The sequence below is a fragment of the Archaeoglobus sp. genome, from assembly GCF_017656475.1.
Classification (GTDB): domain Archaea; phylum Halobacteriota; class Archaeoglobi; order Archaeoglobales; family Archaeoglobaceae; genus Archaeoglobus.
In genome coordinates, this window is sequence record NZ_JACDNT010000010.1 from 28,653 (window position 1) to 43,461 (window position 14,809).

Below are 14,809 nucleotides of genomic sequence, written 5' to 3' on the forward strand. Positions count from 1 at the left end.
CTTACCACTATCCGAAATCAAATTATTGGCGTTTAATCTAAAAATAACTACACTTTAAAACCTTTCCATCGGAAAGAACTCCGTAATGTTTATGAGAACCTTTCCACGATGTATGATGTTGTAGTTTCTTGAAATCACCCTTTTATCATTTATTCCAAGCTCCTCTGCAAGTTTTGAATCTGCATCCTCAACCCTGCTCCATCTTATCTCTCTCCTCGCCTCTATGTTGTGCTTTTTCATTATCCTGCCGATCGGGATGTCTGCCCTCATCAGGTCTTCCTTAAAGCTGTTCTCAAGCCTTTTTAGAGGTGTAAAAGAAATGGCCTTTGCGTAAATCTCTCCATCAGCCTTGAGATATACAACCCGGTAGTTCACCTCGTCCCCTTCATTGACTTCAAGAAGTTCTGCGAGCTCTTTATCTGCCCTGATTACTCTCTGCTCCAGAGTTTCAACCTCAACTTTTTTCTGAGTTACTGCCTCAATTATGGCCGTAATCGAGCCGTCTGTTGACATCAAAATGCGGTGAATTGCGTTCATAGCCTCTCAATCTCTTTAACAGGTCTCCCGTCCTTGGTCTCAGGTGCAATGTAGTCCAGAAATCTCGAAAAAGGAATGTTGTTCAGCCTGAAGGTAACCTTTATCGGAGAGAGAACAGCATCCTCATCGCAGAAGTTTATCCTTGAAACTGTCGCAGTTTGCTTGTTCAGATAAAGCGTAACCTCATTCCCATCTCTCCTTTTCAGAATTTCACTCCTCGCAGTGTCGAGGATTCTCTGCCTCCTGAGGAGTTCTCTGAACCTCTCAAGGCTGTAAGCTCTGCCGTATACCTCCCCATCCTCCCGAATCTCGATTTCCGCATCGGGGAAAATGTTTTTGATTGCCTTCACAACCTTTTCCTCACCTTCAGTGGGATGAACTTTCGTCCTGATTTCAATTTCAACGTTTCTTGCCAGCTTAATCAGAATTTGCCTTATCTTCTCCACGAAGTCCTCATAACTGCCTATGTTCTCAACAGTGAAGTCTGCTATCTCCATGGCTTCTTTCAGGCCCCAGCTTTCCTCCCTTCTGTCCCTCTCCTTCAGGTCTTCAATGCTTGAAACATCATCGCTCCTATTTCTCATCTTCGCCCTCTCGAATCTCACTTCCAGCGGAGACTCGATGGCTATGAGGATAAAATCGTCACCAAAAGCCTTTTTGAACCTCTCAATCTCAGCCACACCTCTTATCCCATCAACAACAACCACTCCATGCTCCTTTAAGAGCTCCCTGATTTTCGGAATGCATCTCTTAGCTATTGCATCCATCCCCTCTTTCTCCCTAAGTTCTCTTGCCACTTTTCCTAGATTCTCATCCGTAAGCTCCAAACCCCTTCTCAAGGCCTCTTCTCTGACAACGTCACCCATCACAACTACCGGCAGTCCAAGCTCCCTTGCAACATGGGATGCTGTACTCTTACCGCTCAGAGGGTAGCCCACAAACGCGATTACCTTCATCTGCATCACCACACTCGCAGTGAATTAAGGCGTAGAAGGCTGCGGCAATCCTGTAGTCTTTCTCATCAGCCTTAATCTCCACCGCTTTTTCCTCAATCTCGTCAACTTCTCGCATTAAATGGTTATCGTAAATCCACCTGCTATCTCCGCTAACCAAAACCGCATATCTCGCTCCCCTGATTTTAGAGTAGCTTTTTAAAAAGGTCTTGACAGGCTCGGAGGCGGTGGGAGAGGAAAAGTCGAGGCAGAGCAAAACCTTCCTGCCTTTAAACCCGAGATAGGACGCTCTTACGTAATGGCTCCTACCATCAAGCTCTACCGCCACCCCCTCATCCCTGACAAACTCAATTTTCATGCCCTCTTCTTTACCTTCTCCAAGATGACTTTTGAGAATATCGGTCTCTCCTTGATCAACCCCTCAGGCCTGTAAAGCAGGACGAAATACATCAGCAGGCCGAAGAGGATATACTCAAGCCAGACTGCCTCGAAGGGAAGCATGAGGGCACTCTTTATCTCGTACTTGTACATAGTCAGCATTATTTTCACGAGAACAAAAGTGAACGTTCCGACCACAACTCCTCTGTTGTTCCCGGCCCCTCCGAGCAGAACCATTAAGAAGGGATAGAATGTCCACTCAACTCTCGAAAAGCTTGTTGCAATGACGTTTGCTGAGTATAGGGAGAACAGAGCTCCAGCAATAGCGGCTATGGAAGAGCCTATGGCGGCTGTTTTTATTCTCAAAATCATTACGCTCTTTCCCATTGCCTCAACAACACTCTCGTTCTCTCTCATCGCCCTCAAAAGTCTGCCGTAAGGAGAGTTGAGCAATCTTTCAACAAAAATGTAAACGAGAAGGGCAAATAAAATGGCTATCGCAGCAAAAGCGTGTGACCTGTACTGCCCAGGAAGAAATGCAAAAACATCGGGAACGGTAACACCGTAGTAACCTCCGATTATTCCTGTATGGTAGTAGAAAACCATGAAAGCGACTTCACTTATCGCAAGAAGCGTGATTGCAAGATAGTCTTCAGACAGCTTCGCACTGGGGAGTATAAAGAGAGCACCAGTAACCGCCCCTATAACCATTGCGAGAGCCACCGACAGAATAATCAGCCCAATTCCGAAGGCAGGATTGCTTGCTATTATGTCGTTAACTATAGAGGCCGTTTTCCCGCTAACTTCCGTAAGCGCTCCTCCCTGAACTCCAAAGTGGAAAATCAAAATTCTGTTCACTATAGCTCCAACCGTAAAGGCTCCCATCAGCACCGCTAAGGCTCTTCCGAAGTTTGGAATGCCTGCAAATCCATACTCGATGTTCAGGCTGAGGCTGACGATTGTGTAGAGACCGAACCAGATTGCTATATTCAAGATTATTTCTTCCATAATACTCTCCTCCAGTTAACCCCTGTTAACCCTCTTGGAGCGATAACCAGAGTTATCACGAGCACTATAAGCGATACTACACGACCGTAAAGCAGTATTCCGGTGCCGAAAATAGTTGAGAGGCCATAAGTAACGCTTGTTTCAGAGAAACCGATTATGTATCCTCCAATTAGAGCACCATAAATGCTGGAAAGTCCTCCCACAATGCTTGAAGCGAAAATTGAAACAATTATTATTGCCCCTGTGCTTGGTACAATTTCATATTTGAATGGAAGAAGGCAGCCAGCCATAGCTGCCAGGGCTCCGGACAGGAACCACGAAAAAAGTCTCGTGTACTCGACATTAACACCCATGACCTCTGCAAGGGAAGGGTTCTCCATTGAAGCTCTCAGAGCGATTCCAAACTTGGTTTTGTAAAGCAGGACTATCAGAGATATCAGCACAAGAATAATTACAAGAGAGGAAACAAAGAGAGAAGCAGAGACGGAAAGAATAGTGAAGTCCTTCGGGATGAAAGTGAATTTTGAGGCTGATTTTCTCGTAATTACTGCGAGTGTGTCAGAATACGATCCAATAATCCCAAGGAGGATCAGGTCAAAGGCAAGAGTGGCAATCATCAGTATAACAACCGTTGCACCTCTCCGGATCAGAGGGCGAAGAATCAAAAGGTAGGTCGTAATACCAAGCAATCCACCCAAGATAAAAGTGACGGGAAGGGATGCGTAGGGATGAATGTTGAAGAGTCTGAGCATTGTTAGTGCAACGTATGAGCCGAACACCGCAAAAGAACCCTGTGCAAAGTTGGGAACCGCTGTTGTTATATAAGTAATTGTTAGCCCGATACTGAGCAGGACAAGAAGATTAGAATATATTAGCGACCCTTCCACAATATTTTTTACTATTACCCATGCCGGAGTTATATCCATAGACCGCAAACTTCAGTAAAGTTTTAAAATTTTAACGTTAGTATAATCACTATGCGAGTGGGAGGCAAAATCGTTCTGGCTGCCGTATTGCTGGCAGTAGTGTTTGCTCTTTGTGCACAACCAGCAGAAGAACAGAAGCCTGCAGAAAAAACGCCCATTAAAATAGGAGTGATGATCGACCTCTCAGGGCCACTGACAACCTACGGAAACAGCATTAAGAATACGCTTGAAATTGCGAAGGATGATATAAACAGTTACCTCGAAGAGAAAGGGATGCCATACACTGTGGAGTTCTACGTGGAGGACACGAAGGTTGACCCCAAGGTGAGTCTGGAGAAAGTTCAAAGCCTGCATTCGAAAGGTATAAACCTGATCATCGGTCCGATGGGAAGTGGTGAAGTGAAGAACATTAGGGGTTACGTGCAGTCGAACAAGATCATTATAATCTCGCCATCCTCCACAGCCTTGCCATCTTTGCTTGGATTTACGAAGCCGGAGGACAAGAAATACATATTCAGATTCGTTGGAACCGACGATCTTCAGACCGATGCGATTACAGCGGAGCTTAAGGATCTCGGCATAAAGGCAGTTCTGATAACCTACATTGGAAACGCCTGGGGCAAGGGGCTTTATGAGACAATTGAGCCCAAGCTTGAGGCAGCAGGTATCGAAATTAAAGGCTATGTCGAATATCCTGAACCACCACCGGCTGACTTCTCGCCATTCATCGCAGAGCTTGAGGGACAGCTTAATGACCTTCTCCAGACCTACGATGCTTCTGAGGTTGCAGTTGTGGCCTTCAGCTACGAAGAAGTGGCAACCATGCTTGCTCAGGCAAAGGATGACAGCCCACTTCTCAATGTAGTTTGGCTTGGTTGCGATGGAACTGCTTTGAGCGATAAAGCACTTGAAGTGTGTGACAAGACAAGCAAGGTTAGACTGCTCAGCACACTCTTCGAGTCCAAGGGTGATGCATACGATGAACTTGCAAAGAAGTACAAAGAGAGAGGATTAGGAGATAGTCCGTATCAGTATGCGCTCAACTCTTATGATGCCGCGTGGGTGTTAGTGCTCAGTTACATTGAAGTGGTTAAAGAAAAGGGAAGCTATGATGCAGACGCAATGAACGCAAAGATTCCAGAGGTGACGGAAAAGTACAGTAAGGGAGAGTATGGTGTGAAGCCAGTGTCAGGATACATTGAGCTCAATGAGTGGAACGACAGAGCAAGTGGAGACTATGCCATCTATGAGGTCACAGAAGAGTGTAATTGGAAGACTGCCGGCGTTTGGAAGTTCTCAGAAAATAAGATCGAGTGGTTATGAAGATACTCCAAACTCAAAATCTTTCCAAATTTTTTGAGGGTCTTAAGGCCTTAAACAGAGTTAACATAGGAGTGGAGAAGGGAAGTATAACTCTCGTCATAGGTCCAAACGGGAGCGGTAAAACTACTTTCATCAACACAGTCTCAGGCTTCTACAGGGCAGATGAGGGAAAGGTGCTTTTTGAGGGCAAAGACATAACCAACAAACCACCTCACGAAATCAGCAAACTCGGTATAGTAAGAACCTTCCAGATACCTCAGCCACTGAAAAAGATGACAGTCCTTGAAAACCTGCTTATAGCACCTGAGGGGTATGGAGAGCGCATTTTTCACTCCGTAAGTGGAAGATGGTTAAAAGAGGAGGAAGACATAGTTGAGAAGGCCTTTAAAATCCTCGAATTCCTAAAGCTCGACCATCTCTGGGATTCAGAGGCTCAGAACCTAAGCGGAGGGCAGCTAAAACTTTTGGAAGTGGCGAGAGCGATGATGAAGGACGCAAAGCTAATAATAATGGACGAACCAATTGCGGGAGTCAATCCTGTTCTGTCACACAGCATGCTTGAAAGGTTCGTTGAGCTTAAGGAGATGGGTATCAGCTTTCTCATCGTTGAGCACAGGCTGGACATAGTTCTTAAATACACGGACCACATATACGTTATGGCCAATGGTAGTGTGATTGCAGAGGGCAGGGAAGAGGATATCCTGAACAATCCGAAAGTGGTGGAGGTGTATCTGGGTGCTCAGGACAGTGAAATTGAATGCGGGGTATAAGGAGCTCCACATCCTTTTCGATGTGGATGCGGAGATAAGGAAGAACTCTATCACTGCTGTAGTCGGGCCTAATGGATCTGGCAAGTCAACACTGCTTAAGTCGATATTTGGACTTGCAACCGTGCATTCAGGGCAGGTTTTCCTCAATGGTGGAGAGATAACGAGTTTCCCTCCCCACAAGAGGACGAAACTGGGGATCGCTTATCTTCCGCAGACTGATAATGTCTTTTCCAATCTTACAGTGGATGAGAACCTCAGAATTGCGGCCTATACTGTCGATAAGGAGGAAGCGAAGGACAGGATTGACTCAGCGCTCGATGTATTTCCTGAGCTAAGAGAGTTCATGAAGAGGAAGGCGGGGACGTTGAGTGGTGGAGAGAGACAGATGCTGGCAATGGCAACAGCTTTGGTTAGAAAGGCAAATGTTCTCATGCTGGACGAGCCCACAGCACAGCTCTCACCGAAGTTTGCGGAGATGATATTTGACAGAATTTTGAAGCTGAGGGATGATTTAAAGCTGACAATCCTCCTGGTGGAGCAGAACGTTCAGAGGGCCTTGGAGATAAGCGATGATGCTTACCTGCTTGTAAGTGGAAGGGTTGCATTCAGCGGAGCTTCAAGTGAGCTTTTGGAACATGAAAAGTTCGAAAAGCTCTGCATGGGTATTGTTGATTAGATAGAGATTAAGGTTTTGAGTCGCAGTCGAATTGGTTCAAGGCTGGAACATAGATTCCATTCTCTTTTACAAATTCAATCAATTTCCGGTAAGATCTGTTTGTGCTTAGTGTAGAGCTATCCCCTATAATAATTAGCTTTCTTCTCGCCCTCGTCAGTGAGACGTTAAGTCTCCTAAGATCATCAAGAAAGCCAATCTCTCCTGTTCTGTTGCTTCTGACGAGTGAGATTATTATCACTTCTTTCTCCCTTCCCTGAAAGCCATCAACGCTGCTTACCTCCACATCAACTTTCTGTCTCAGTAGATCAACCTGATCGTCATAGGGCGTTATCACCCCAACCCATTCCTTTTTTAAACCCATTCTGAGCAACTCTGAAACGATTTCCGCAACTATTTCCGCTTCAAGCCTGTTAAATCTCGATGGTGAATCTGCAAGCTTTCCTTCCCACCTGTTGCTGCAAAAAGAAGTGTCAATAAAAACCAAGGGCTCTTTTCCAAGTATTTTCCTGAACTTTCGGTTTTCAGGTCCTCTGCTGGCTATCTGGCTCAAAACTATACCTGCACAACTTTCGTGGGCTCTTATTTTTCCCCCGTAAAATTCTCTGCTGGGGAACTCCATCAGCTTTTCGTTCATCCTGTATTGCACATCAAGTAGCTGTGATTTTTCAGGGAATTTTTCTATTAAAATCTCAAATAGTGTTTTTGAGAGTTTTTCCGCCTTTATAACGGTTGGTGGAAGCTGTCTGTGATCTCCTGCAAGAACAAATCTTTTTGCCCTGTTAATTGGAATGAGCACACTTGGGATTGTTGCCTGACTTGCTTCATCTATAACAGCAACATCGAAAACATCTTCTAGCAAAAAGGAAGAGGAGTTGGTTGATAGGACAACATCACTCTCTTCAATTACCTCTTTTACGATTCTCTCTTCCTCCTTTCTTACCCTGTCATAAAGTTGATCAAGGGCTTTTCTGTCCTCAATCCACTCAGCCATCGAACTCATTTTTTCAGCAGAAATCCCCCTTGCCCCTCTGTTTGCTCTGGCAAGCTTCATTATTTCTTCATCACTTAGACCACGCCTCATCTGCGGAGTGGGCTTCGTCAGCTTTTCCATTCTTCTCTCGATCTTCTCAATCTCCCTTTTCATCTCTTCAATTATTCTGTAGCCGCTATGTTTAAAGACAAGAGAGGCGAGGGTGCGATCCTTGAGCTTCTTCTCCACCCTTGAAGGATGGCCGAGTCTCACAATATTTATGTCGGAGAGAAGCTCAACGAGGTTGTCAACTGCTGTGTTGCTTTCGGCAATGACAAGAACCTTTTCATCCTTTTTAACAAGCTGCCTGACAACCTCTGCTATTGTTCTGGTCTTTCCAGTTCCGAAAGGGCCATGAATAAGGAAGAAATCGTCAGCGGAGATTGCACAGCCAACAGCCCTGAGTTGGGCTTTGTTGAGGGAAGAGTCGAAGGGTGTGAAATCAACACACTTTTGCTCAGAAGGCTCTTCAAGTCCGAAGGCGAATTTCAGAGCCCTTTTACCTTTTTCCGTCAAATTCCTTAGGTTCTCAATCCACCTCCGGTATGTAAGGTCACTCGCGTAAAGGTCAATTCTAACGTCTCTCAGAGCCCATTCAGGAACAGACTCAAGGGCAACAACTAGGTATCTTCTGCCCTTTTCAGCCACCACTCCCCTTAAATCACTTTTTAACGGCTCACCTCTGCTGATCAACACCTCATCCCCTACTGAAATTTCGGTATCTATTGTCCTTCTTCTGCCGTACCTGACGAGCTTGAATCCGAGCTCCTCTCCAACTATTTTCCCTCTCAGCCCCAGAACAGCACGCCCTTTCTTTTCCCTCTTCTCTCCACTCAACCGCTTTATCTCATCTACCATTGTAGAAATCTGGGCATCCCTCTCTACCTTCGTTAGCTCTATTAGCTCCTCGATAATCTTTTTCACATCTTAAGTTGGGAGAGGGTTAATAAGTTAAATTGTCTCCGAAAAATGGTAAAGACCGATTGAATGAAAAATTAAGCCTTATCGGATGACATGTATTTCTCAATAGTTTCTAGAAGTTTTTTCCTTGTAAAAGGCTTTTCGATAATCTCCAGAGCACCTGCGTCGAGAAGCTCTTGCCCCCTTCTTTTTGCGTAGGCTGTGATACCGATAATCCTTGCGTTGGGGTCGATCTTCTTTATTTCTTTCGTAGCCTCAACACCGTCCATGACGGGCATGGCAATGTCCATTAACACAACTTCGGGCTTGAACATCTTGTACATCCTCACAGCCTCCTCTCCGTTTGTTGCTGTGAGTAATGTGTATCTGTCCGAAATCATAAGCTGAATTGCCTCGAGAATTGCCGCGTCATCTTCAACAACAAGAACTCTACCTTTCTGCTTCATTTGTCCCACTTTTATCCTCAATCTTTAAAAATTTTACTTTCTCTTGAGAAATTCTATAATGTAGAGGTTGAACTCCTCGGGATTCTCCAGCTTTGCCAGGTGGGCAGCATTCTTAACCTCCTTAATTTCGGCGTTTGGAATTAGAGAGACCATCTCTCTTCCCAGAGAGGGCGGAGTTGTGACATCGAACTCGGCGGTTATCACGAGTGTGGGCACATGAATTGTGGGAAGTAAATCCTCGTAGTTGGCGTTTCCTATTTCGGCTGTGACCTTTGTGTAGAACTCCTTATTGTTTTTCCTTATTATCGTTTTCACCATTTCCTTCAAATCTGGTCTGTCCTGATGAATGGACATTTCCGCTATGAACTCAGCTATCTGAGTCATGTCGGGGGAGCTCTCCAGCACCTTTAATCTCTGCTCAAACATCGCTCTCCCCGCCTCCGGAAGCTTGTGGAGTGTGTTTGCTAGAATTAGAGTTTTAACTCTCTCAGGATATTGTTTGTAAAATTCCATGCACACCATCCCTCCCATTGACAAGCCCAGAAGGCTGGCCTTTTCAATACCGAGATAGTCCATCAGATTTCTCACGTCTCTTGCAAAATCCTCAATGGTTATGTCTTTGGGCACATCAGACATTCCGAAACCTCTCAGATCAAGGGCAACAACTCTGAAGTGCTTGGAAAAATCTTCGTACTGGAATGTCCACCCCTCTATGCAGTCTCCGAGGCCATGAATTAGGATTAAAGGCTCTCCTTCACCACACTCAAAGTAGCGAAGCTTTAAACCGTCCGAGTCGAAGAAACCGAACCTCATACCATGAGTTTTTCAAGCACTATTTAAAACTATTTAAAAAAGTCATTGAAAATTTGTGGAGAATGAGGAAAAGCTTTGCAGGAAAAATTAAAGAAAGGCTATAATCATAACTATGAATTTAGATGACAAGAAGCTCAAAATGCTATTCAAAAAATAAGAGAAAATTGAAGATTTTTTAACTTTAATTCATGAGAACAGAAACAATAGAACAAGAATTCTCAATGAAAACTTCAGAAATCGCTTTTCAGAGACTATCGATAAATTACTGGGCTATCTCAGAACCGAACAGGCCTTTGAAATCTGGATTTTTGGAAAAAATGGGCTCGGCCGGATTCGAACCGGCAATCTCCGCCTTGTAAGGGCGACGATTTTGGAGGAAGGAGAACAGTCCATTAAGGATATAACAGAATTACAACAAATATCTAACAATAGTATAGTAAAATTACAACAAAAACAGTCTTCGCCCTCAAACAGTCTCATGGATCTTGAACTTGATTACGCAAAAGAGGAGCTTGAAGCCTATACAAAGCAGAGATTAAAGGGAGTGGCAAAGAAAACTCAGGATTGGATCAAAAGGGCAAGCCGAACCCTGTGGGAGCAAACTGAGGGGGTTATCAGCTACGAAACAATGAGCAATCTGAGAGAATATACTTTAAACAAGTGGAAATCTGAGGATTCATGGGGGAAAGTTCTAAACTTTGCAAAGAGTTTTCTGGAGCATCTTGCAAAGCTGAGATTAGATAGCCGATACCTCAACTTCAGCATATTCCTCGATAAGCCTAAAGCCCGCAAAGAAGAAAAGATGGTTACTAATAGAGTTATCACGGAAAAGGATGTTCAGAACGTTATCAAGTTTTTCATTAAGAAGTGGAAAGCTGGAAAGATGGATAGAGAAACAGCTCTTGCCAATGTTGTAATGGTGATTTTTGGAGCATATTCAGGGCAAAGACCATATACCCTCAAAAGGCTGAGAACTGAGCAATTTGAGAAGGCTTTAAGCTCCAAATCTCCCGTTCTGATTGTTGAAGCATCTCAGGATAAGATCAGAATGAAGCATTACGTTCCCTTACATCCTGATGTCGTTCCATTCCTCAAAGAACTATTGAAGATCAGGAAAAAGCAAGGTAAGGAAAGGATGTTTGAATATGGCAGCATGGAAAATCAGCTCAAAAGAGCAAAGATTGAACTTGAACATTCTGATCTAATTGATAATCCAAAAGAGCGGCATTTCGTGATTGGAGATCTCAGGAAGTTCGCAGAACAGATGGCTGATAAGATCAAGTGGGATGTGAGCAACAAGAATTACATTCTAACCCATGGAGTTGCAAGCGTTGACTGGAGCAGATATAAGCATCCCCTTCCAGAGTTTGTTTACAAGATTTACATCGAGAGCTGGAAGGATGTTCATTTAGTTCCAAAGGAGGCTTATGAGCTTCTGGGGACTATAGAACAAGAGAATTCTTAATTTTTAAGAAGAAGCTATTTTATTACATTTTATTCTCTCACTGAAAGTGCATCTTATCTAACTACCACTACTCCTCAAAATCACCCAATTTAAGAGTATCGTAAGCTCTCTCCATGTATTTTTCATGTTCTGGCATAGACTGTAACTCCCTCTCTCAAAACATTTTTTACAAAACTCGTTCCTTCAGCCTTCAGCATCTCGAAGTAATCCCTACTCATAATTATTGGCGAGATGTATATTCCATGTTTAAGTGAAAGAGGATAGGAAACATGATAACCTCATCAAGTTTGACATTGCCAATTACCAATACGTCCAGATCACTCTCTTCCCCAAACTTCTTTCTTGCATACGAGCCGAAGGGTAACCCGCTCCACCCGATCTCCAAATTTTTCTCTGAGTTTTTGTGCGAATTCTTCGACTATTTTACCAATGCAGACAGTTAAATTTGTGAAGGAGATAACGATCAAAGTTCCTGAGTGGATGAATGAAGATGAAGTAAAAAATAGTAGAGGAATACGTGACCAAGAAAAAGCTTGTGGAAAAATATTATTCTCTGATTGAATGAGTAGATTTCAATAAGATTGAGGGAGAAAGCAGAGAGTTTAGAGAATCCCTTTAAACTCAGGAATACTCGTTGATACTTCAATTTTAGTAGAATATTCGAAGCTGAATTCAGATTATGTTCATATATTATCAGCCTCCGCCTTTATTCTGCTAACAAAACCGGAGCATTTCTCAAGCAGGTTCACCATTTCGAGCAGCTCACTCTCAGATATTCTGTAGTACTCGTGAGCTATAAGGTTTCGGAGAAATATCAGGCGTTTGAAGATTTTGAGTTCATCTTCACTTATGTATCCCTCACTTTCAAGGACCTCAAAAAGTTCTCTGTAGGTCGAGGGAAATCCCAGTTTCTTCTTCGCAACTATGTACTGGGCTAAATCTATGGGGTTGGCACCCTGAGAACATTCCATTGCCAGAGTGTTGTAAATGAAGTAATCCTTCACGACTTTGGATTTGAGGTTTACCGCACCTTTTAGATGCCTCTCGAAACGCAGTATGTACTCTGCAAGCCTCATCCAAGCACCTCTGAAGAGATTTGCCTGTACATTCGATGTGTATCGAGGTACTCTCTCATGACTTCAAGTTTGATCTCCAGTAGCTTTTCCTCGTTCCGGACGAAGATTTCCCTGCCGTACTTGAAGACCTCATGTTTTATGTGCAACGGTAAGCGGTGAAAAAGGACTACATCGATTTGTGATGATGCCAAGCTCCCGATTTCTGCCTCACTTTCGGGAGTGGAATTTTCCATTATAACCGCAATGTCAATATCCGATAGAGGAGTTGCCTCTCCTTTGGCGTGAGAACCAAAGAGGTAGGTTGCAATAACGTCTGGGTGGGCTTTGATGGTTTCGATGATTTTCGAGAGTTTGTGGTTTAATTCCATAGCGTTTTTATTGCGGTGAAAGTTAATATCTTTTTGCTTATGAATTACTTTCGAATATTCACAGCCTTTTTAATCGCAGTTTTTATGTTAAAATCTTGGTAATGTTAGTATTTCTTCTATCGATCGAAATTTTGACAACTATCCTGTTAATTTCCTTTCTTTTGCTCAACAATCAGGGCTAAGTCTAGTATCCAATCCTATTTATCATCACTTACCTACAATCAACCTGTAATCCTCCTCGGGTATTTCCCTCATCGCCTTGCCCATCAGATGTCCTGACCACTTCCGTTTGTTTGTGATGAACTTCAGCTTAGGAATGAGTGGTTTGAACTCTACGGGTTTTTCAAAAACCTTAACTGGTTTCAGTTTTATTCTCAGTGGGAAAGTTTCATTGCTCATTCCCTTTGGCATTTTGAATATTCTGGAGGAATCCTTGAACACTTCCGATGCTGCCTCGTAAACAGCCATTATCCTTGAAAGTTTAATTTCATCCCCCACCTTCTCCTGTTTAACGTAAATCAGGAGCTTGTCTCCCGGCTTTACCTTTGCTATGGCGTTTTTATGTCTCTCAGGAACTCCCCACACGTTCTTCTCTTTTATCACTTTCCAGTTATCCTCGGTTGTAATGCAGAGCCAGTAAGCCATAAAATCACCACTAAATAATCAATTTGAATAGATTTAAGGATTTTCATTCAGCAAAGAAAACTATAAAAGAGATCAGATATGACTACAGATGTGAGGGCTCACACAGTTGACGAGAGTGAGAGAGAAAAAATCGTAAAAAAGTTAACTGAAGTTCTGAGAGGGAAAGAAGAAGTTATTTTCGCTTATCTTCACGGATCGTTTTTAACGGGTAATTTCAGGGACGTTGATGTGGCAGTATACCTTACAGAAAGTAAGGACGTCTCCTATGAGCTTAATCTTGAAGTTGAACTGAAAGAAATCCTCAAACTACCTGTGGATGTCAGAATCCTGAACTCTGCCCCACTTTCATTCAGATTCAATGTTATAAAGAATGGTTTAATCCTTTTCAGCAGAGATGAGCGAGCAAGATCGGAATTTGAGAGCAAAACGATTTCCGAATACCACGACTTTGCTTACTTCAGAAAGAGATACAGGAGGGAAGCTCTTGGAATATGATGAGGAAAAGATAACAAAGCTTTCATCAGAACTGTTCAATGCTCTAAGAATGCTCAGGGAGCTGTCAGAGCTACCGAAAGATGAGTTTCTCTCTAATCCACATTACGTGGCGAGTGCGAAGTACTTCCTCATCGTGGCCATTGAGGCTGCTACAGATATCTGCAACCACATCATTTCAAGGAACAAGCTGAGAGTTCCAGAAGACTATGCAGATACTTTCAGAGTAATGAAAGAAGCAGGATTTTTTGATGATGAATTCGCTGAAAGATTGATGAGAATGGCGAGGTTTAGGAACAGACTTGTACATATTTACTGGAATGTTGATGATGAACTGATTTACGAGATACTGCAAGGAGATATTGAGGATCTGGAAGAGTTCATTGATAGGTTGATGGGAAATTTGAGAAAACTGTAAAATAGAGCTTACCAGTTTTAAAAACCACCAACGAGTCTTTACCGCTTTTTTCCGGCTTAATGGCTCCCAGCATCGAAAACAACTCTCGATGTTAGTACTAAACCTCTTCCTAAACTTGCAAGTTCTTCAAAATTCGGGAAGTTCGATAAACCAACCTGTCGCCCCAATTAACTCCTAACTTTCCTTAACCTTTTCCAGACTTCATTCCTCTCAACGAAAATCCAGTATCTCTTGAGTTCTTTTTCAGCCTCCTCGTACTCGGGATAGTAGAATCCCACAGTCTCCCAGAAGGCAGAATTTCAAAGGTATTATCCATAACCAGATGGTAGAACCTACCGTTCAGCAGGAGCATGTTTTCCCTTCCTTCAACTTCCTTAGCTATGCTCTCTATCTCAGCCCTCTTTTTTCTTATCCACTCCAAATGCTCTTTTATGAGCGAGTTAACGTCAAATCCCGGAGGAGCTACAACTCTAACACTCCCATCCGCCAGAACGTGAATTCTTGCGTGCTTTACGGGTTTCCTTTCAATGATGACGTTTCTCATTCTTTCACCTCAGCTTTGAT

General features: G+C 43.3%; 20 protein-coding genes. 7 read left to right on the forward strand and 13 right to left on the reverse strand.

The window, feature by feature from the left end:
• Positions 1-54: 54 nt before the first annotated feature.
• Genes H0Z19_RS04470 through H0Z19_RS04490 form a run of 5 tightly spaced genes read right to left on the reverse strand, consistent with a single transcriptional unit; the run spans position 55 to position 3,802 of the window.
• A complete protein-coding gene (locus H0Z19_RS04470; RefSeq protein ID WP_290724236.1) occupies positions 55-537 on the reverse strand; it encodes a chorismate pyruvate-lyase family protein in 483 nt (160 codons plus the stop codon).
• Entirely contained in the window at positions 534-1,493 is a 960-nt protein-coding gene (locus tag H0Z19_RS04475) for an AAA family ATPase (RefSeq protein ID WP_290724238.1), read from the reverse strand. The genes H0Z19_RS04470 and H0Z19_RS04475 overlap by 4 nt, the downstream gene beginning before the upstream one ends.
• The gene (locus H0Z19_RS04480; protein ID WP_290724240.1) at positions 1,453-1,848 is read right to left on the reverse strand and encodes a hypothetical protein; all 396 of its coding nucleotides are present in this window, start codon (positions 1,846-1,848) and stop codon (positions 1,453-1,455) included. Before H0Z19_RS04480 ends, H0Z19_RS04475 begins: the two co-directional genes overlap by 41 nt.
• On the reverse strand, positions 1,845-2,876 hold the full coding sequence (locus tag H0Z19_RS04485; RefSeq protein ID WP_290724243.1) for a branched-chain amino acid ABC transporter permease: 1,032 nt from the start codon (positions 2,874-2,876) through the stop codon (positions 1,845-1,847). Before H0Z19_RS04485 ends, H0Z19_RS04480 begins: the two co-directional genes overlap by 4 nt.
• Complete coding sequence (locus H0Z19_RS04490; protein WP_290724246.1) at positions 2,864-3,802, reverse strand: branched-chain amino acid ABC transporter permease; 939 nt, start codon at positions 3,800-3,802, stop codon at positions 2,864-2,866. The genes H0Z19_RS04485 and H0Z19_RS04490 overlap by 13 nt, the downstream gene beginning before the upstream one ends.
• Positions 3,803-3,853: 51 nt before the next feature.
• Here H0Z19_RS04490 and H0Z19_RS04495 point away from each other — a divergent pair, with 51 nt between their 5' ends.
• From H0Z19_RS04495 to H0Z19_RS04505, 3 genes are read left to right on the forward strand one after another with little or no spacing between them, the layout of a single operon-like run.
• The gene (locus H0Z19_RS04495; protein ID WP_290724248.1) at positions 3,854-5,125 is read left to right on the forward strand and encodes an ABC transporter substrate-binding protein; all 1,272 of its coding nucleotides are present in this window, start codon (positions 3,854-3,856) and stop codon (positions 5,123-5,125) included.
• Entirely contained in the window at positions 5,122-5,895 is a 774-nt protein-coding gene (locus tag H0Z19_RS04500; protein WP_290724251.1) for an ABC transporter ATP-binding protein, read from the forward strand. The genes H0Z19_RS04495 and H0Z19_RS04500 overlap by 4 nt, the downstream gene beginning before the upstream one ends.
• Positions 5,861-6,571, forward strand: a complete 711-nt coding sequence (locus H0Z19_RS04505) for an ABC transporter ATP-binding protein (RefSeq protein ID WP_290724254.1) — start codon at positions 5,861-5,863, stop codon at positions 6,569-6,571. Before H0Z19_RS04500 ends, H0Z19_RS04505 begins: the two co-directional genes overlap by 35 nt.
• 7 nt (positions 6,572-6,578) lie before the next feature.
• Here H0Z19_RS04505 and H0Z19_RS04510 read toward each other — a convergent pair whose 3' ends face one another.
• The 3 genes from H0Z19_RS04510 to H0Z19_RS04520 all read right to left on the reverse strand — a co-directional run bounded on the left by H0Z19_RS04510 (position 6,579) and on the right by H0Z19_RS04520 (position 9,781).
• Positions 6,579-8,525: an IGHMBP2 family helicase gene (locus H0Z19_RS04510; protein ID WP_290724256.1), complete on the reverse strand. Its 1,947-nt coding sequence runs from the start codon at positions 8,523-8,525 to the stop codon at positions 6,579-6,581.
• A gap of 71 nt (positions 8,526-8,596) precedes the next feature.
• Positions 8,597-8,968, reverse strand: a complete 372-nt coding sequence (locus tag H0Z19_RS04515) for a response regulator (RefSeq protein ID WP_290724258.1) — start codon at positions 8,966-8,968, stop codon at positions 8,597-8,599.
• A gap of 33 nt (positions 8,969-9,001) precedes the next feature.
• Positions 9,002-9,781, reverse strand: a complete 780-nt coding sequence (locus H0Z19_RS04520) for an alpha/beta fold hydrolase (protein ID WP_290724260.1) — start codon at positions 9,779-9,781, stop codon at positions 9,002-9,004.
• A 370-nt stretch (positions 9,782-10,151) separates the two neighbouring features.
• Here H0Z19_RS04520 and H0Z19_RS04525 point away from each other — a divergent pair, with 370 nt between their 5' ends.
• A complete protein-coding gene (locus H0Z19_RS04525) occupies positions 10,152-11,246 on the forward strand; it encodes a hypothetical protein (RefSeq protein WP_290724262.1) in 1,095 nt (364 codons plus the stop codon).
• Positions 11,247-11,466: 220 nt separating this feature from the next.
• Here H0Z19_RS04525 and H0Z19_RS12015 read toward each other — a convergent pair whose 3' ends face one another.
• Complete coding sequence (locus tag H0Z19_RS12015) at positions 11,467-11,631, reverse strand: nucleotidyltransferase domain-containing protein (RefSeq protein ID WP_365892364.1); 165 nt, start codon at positions 11,629-11,631, stop codon at positions 11,467-11,469.
• Positions 11,632-11,675: 44 nt separating this feature from the next.
• Here H0Z19_RS12015 and H0Z19_RS04530 point away from each other — a divergent pair, with 44 nt between their 5' ends.
• The gene (locus H0Z19_RS04530) at positions 11,676-11,807 is read left to right on the forward strand and encodes a hypothetical protein (RefSeq protein WP_290724265.1); all 132 of its coding nucleotides are present in this window, start codon (positions 11,676-11,678) and stop codon (positions 11,805-11,807) included.
• A gap of 122 nt (positions 11,808-11,929) precedes the next feature.
• Here H0Z19_RS04530 and H0Z19_RS04535 read toward each other — a convergent pair whose 3' ends face one another.
• The 3 genes from H0Z19_RS04535 to H0Z19_RS04545 all read right to left on the reverse strand — a co-directional run bounded on the left by H0Z19_RS04535 (position 11,930) and on the right by H0Z19_RS04545 (position 13,335).
• Entirely contained in the window at positions 11,930-12,322 is a 393-nt protein-coding gene (locus tag H0Z19_RS04535) for a HepT-like ribonuclease domain-containing protein (RefSeq protein ID WP_290724267.1), read from the reverse strand.
• A complete protein-coding gene (locus H0Z19_RS04540) occupies positions 12,319-12,690 on the reverse strand; it encodes a nucleotidyltransferase domain-containing protein (protein ID WP_290724269.1) in 372 nt (123 codons plus the stop codon). Before H0Z19_RS04540 ends, H0Z19_RS04535 begins: the two co-directional genes overlap by 4 nt.
• Positions 12,691-12,897: 207 nt before the next feature.
• A complete protein-coding gene (locus H0Z19_RS04545; protein WP_290724271.1) occupies positions 12,898-13,335 on the reverse strand; it encodes an EVE domain-containing protein in 438 nt (145 codons plus the stop codon).
• Positions 13,336-13,425: 90 nt separating this feature from the next.
• Between H0Z19_RS04545 and H0Z19_RS04550 the strand changes: the two genes are divergently transcribed.
• Positions 13,426-13,830: a nucleotidyltransferase domain-containing protein gene (locus tag H0Z19_RS04550; protein ID WP_290724272.1), complete on the forward strand. Its 405-nt coding sequence runs from the start codon at positions 13,426-13,428 to the stop codon at positions 13,828-13,830.
• The gene (locus H0Z19_RS04555) at positions 13,820-14,245 is read left to right on the forward strand and encodes a DUF86 domain-containing protein (protein ID WP_290724274.1); all 426 of its coding nucleotides are present in this window, start codon (positions 13,820-13,822) and stop codon (positions 14,243-14,245) included. The genes H0Z19_RS04550 and H0Z19_RS04555 overlap by 11 nt, the downstream gene beginning before the upstream one ends.
• A gap of 184 nt (positions 14,246-14,429) precedes the next feature.
• On the opposite strand, the gene H0Z19_RS04560 is transcribed toward H0Z19_RS04555, so the two are convergent.
• Positions 14,430-14,789, reverse strand: coding sequence for a YgjP-like metallopeptidase domain-containing protein (locus H0Z19_RS04560; protein ID WP_290724276.1), 360 nt, complete (start codon positions 14,787-14,789; stop codon positions 14,430-14,432).
• Positions 14,790-14,809: the final 20 nt, after the last annotated feature.

What these genes read in the sequence shown, in the direction of transcription:
- H0Z19_RS04470 (WP_290724236.1), bottom strand. Translation starts at nt 537, where the DNA reads ATGAACGCAATTCACCGCATTTTGATGTCAACAGACGGCTCGATTACG.
- H0Z19_RS04475 (WP_290724238.1), bottom strand. Translation starts at nt 1,493, where the DNA reads ATGAAGGTAATCGCGTTTGTGGGCTACCCTCTGAGCGGTAAGAGTACA.
- H0Z19_RS04480 (WP_290724240.1), bottom strand. Translation starts at nt 1,848, where the DNA reads ATGAAAATTGAGTTTGTCAGGGATGAGGGGGTGGCGGTAGAGCTTGAT.
- H0Z19_RS04485 (WP_290724243.1), bottom strand. Translation starts at nt 2,876, where the DNA reads ATGGAAGAAATAATCTTGAATATAGCAATCTGGTTCGGTCTCTACACA.
- H0Z19_RS04490 (WP_290724246.1), bottom strand. Translation starts at nt 3,802, where the DNA reads ATGGATATAACTCCGGCATGGGTAATAGTAAAAAATATTGTGGAAGGG.
- H0Z19_RS04495 (WP_290724248.1), top strand. Translation starts at nt 3,854, where the DNA reads ATGCGAGTGGGAGGCAAAATCGTTCTGGCTGCCGTATTGCTGGCAGTA.
- H0Z19_RS04500 (WP_290724251.1), top strand. Translation starts at nt 5,122, where the DNA reads ATGAAGATACTCCAAACTCAAAATCTTTCCAAATTTTTTGAGGGTCTT.
- H0Z19_RS04515 (WP_290724258.1), bottom strand. Translation starts at nt 8,968, where the DNA reads ATGAAGCAGAAAGGTAGAGTTCTTGTTGTTGAAGATGACGCGGCAATT.
- H0Z19_RS04520 (WP_290724260.1), bottom strand. Translation starts at nt 9,781, where the DNA reads ATGAGGTTCGGTTTCTTCGACTCGGACGGTTTAAAGCTTCGCTACTTT.
- H0Z19_RS04530 (WP_290724265.1), top strand. Translation starts at nt 11,676, where the DNA reads ATGCAGACAGTTAAATTTGTGAAGGAGATAACGATCAAAGTTCCTGAG.
- H0Z19_RS04535 (WP_290724267.1), bottom strand. Translation starts at nt 12,322, where the DNA reads ATGAGGCTTGCAGAGTACATACTGCGTTTCGAGAGGCATCTAAAAGGT.
- H0Z19_RS04540 (WP_290724269.1), bottom strand. Translation starts at nt 12,690, where the DNA reads ATGGAATTAAACCACAAACTCTCGAAAATCATCGAAACCATCAAAGCC.
- H0Z19_RS04545 (WP_290724271.1), bottom strand. Translation starts at nt 13,335, where the DNA reads ATGGCTTACTGGCTCTGCATTACAACCGAGGATAACTGGAAAGTGATA.
- H0Z19_RS04560 (WP_290724276.1), bottom strand. Translation starts at nt 14,789, where the DNA reads ATGAGAAACGTCATCATTGAAAGGAAACCCGTAAAGCACGCAAGAATT.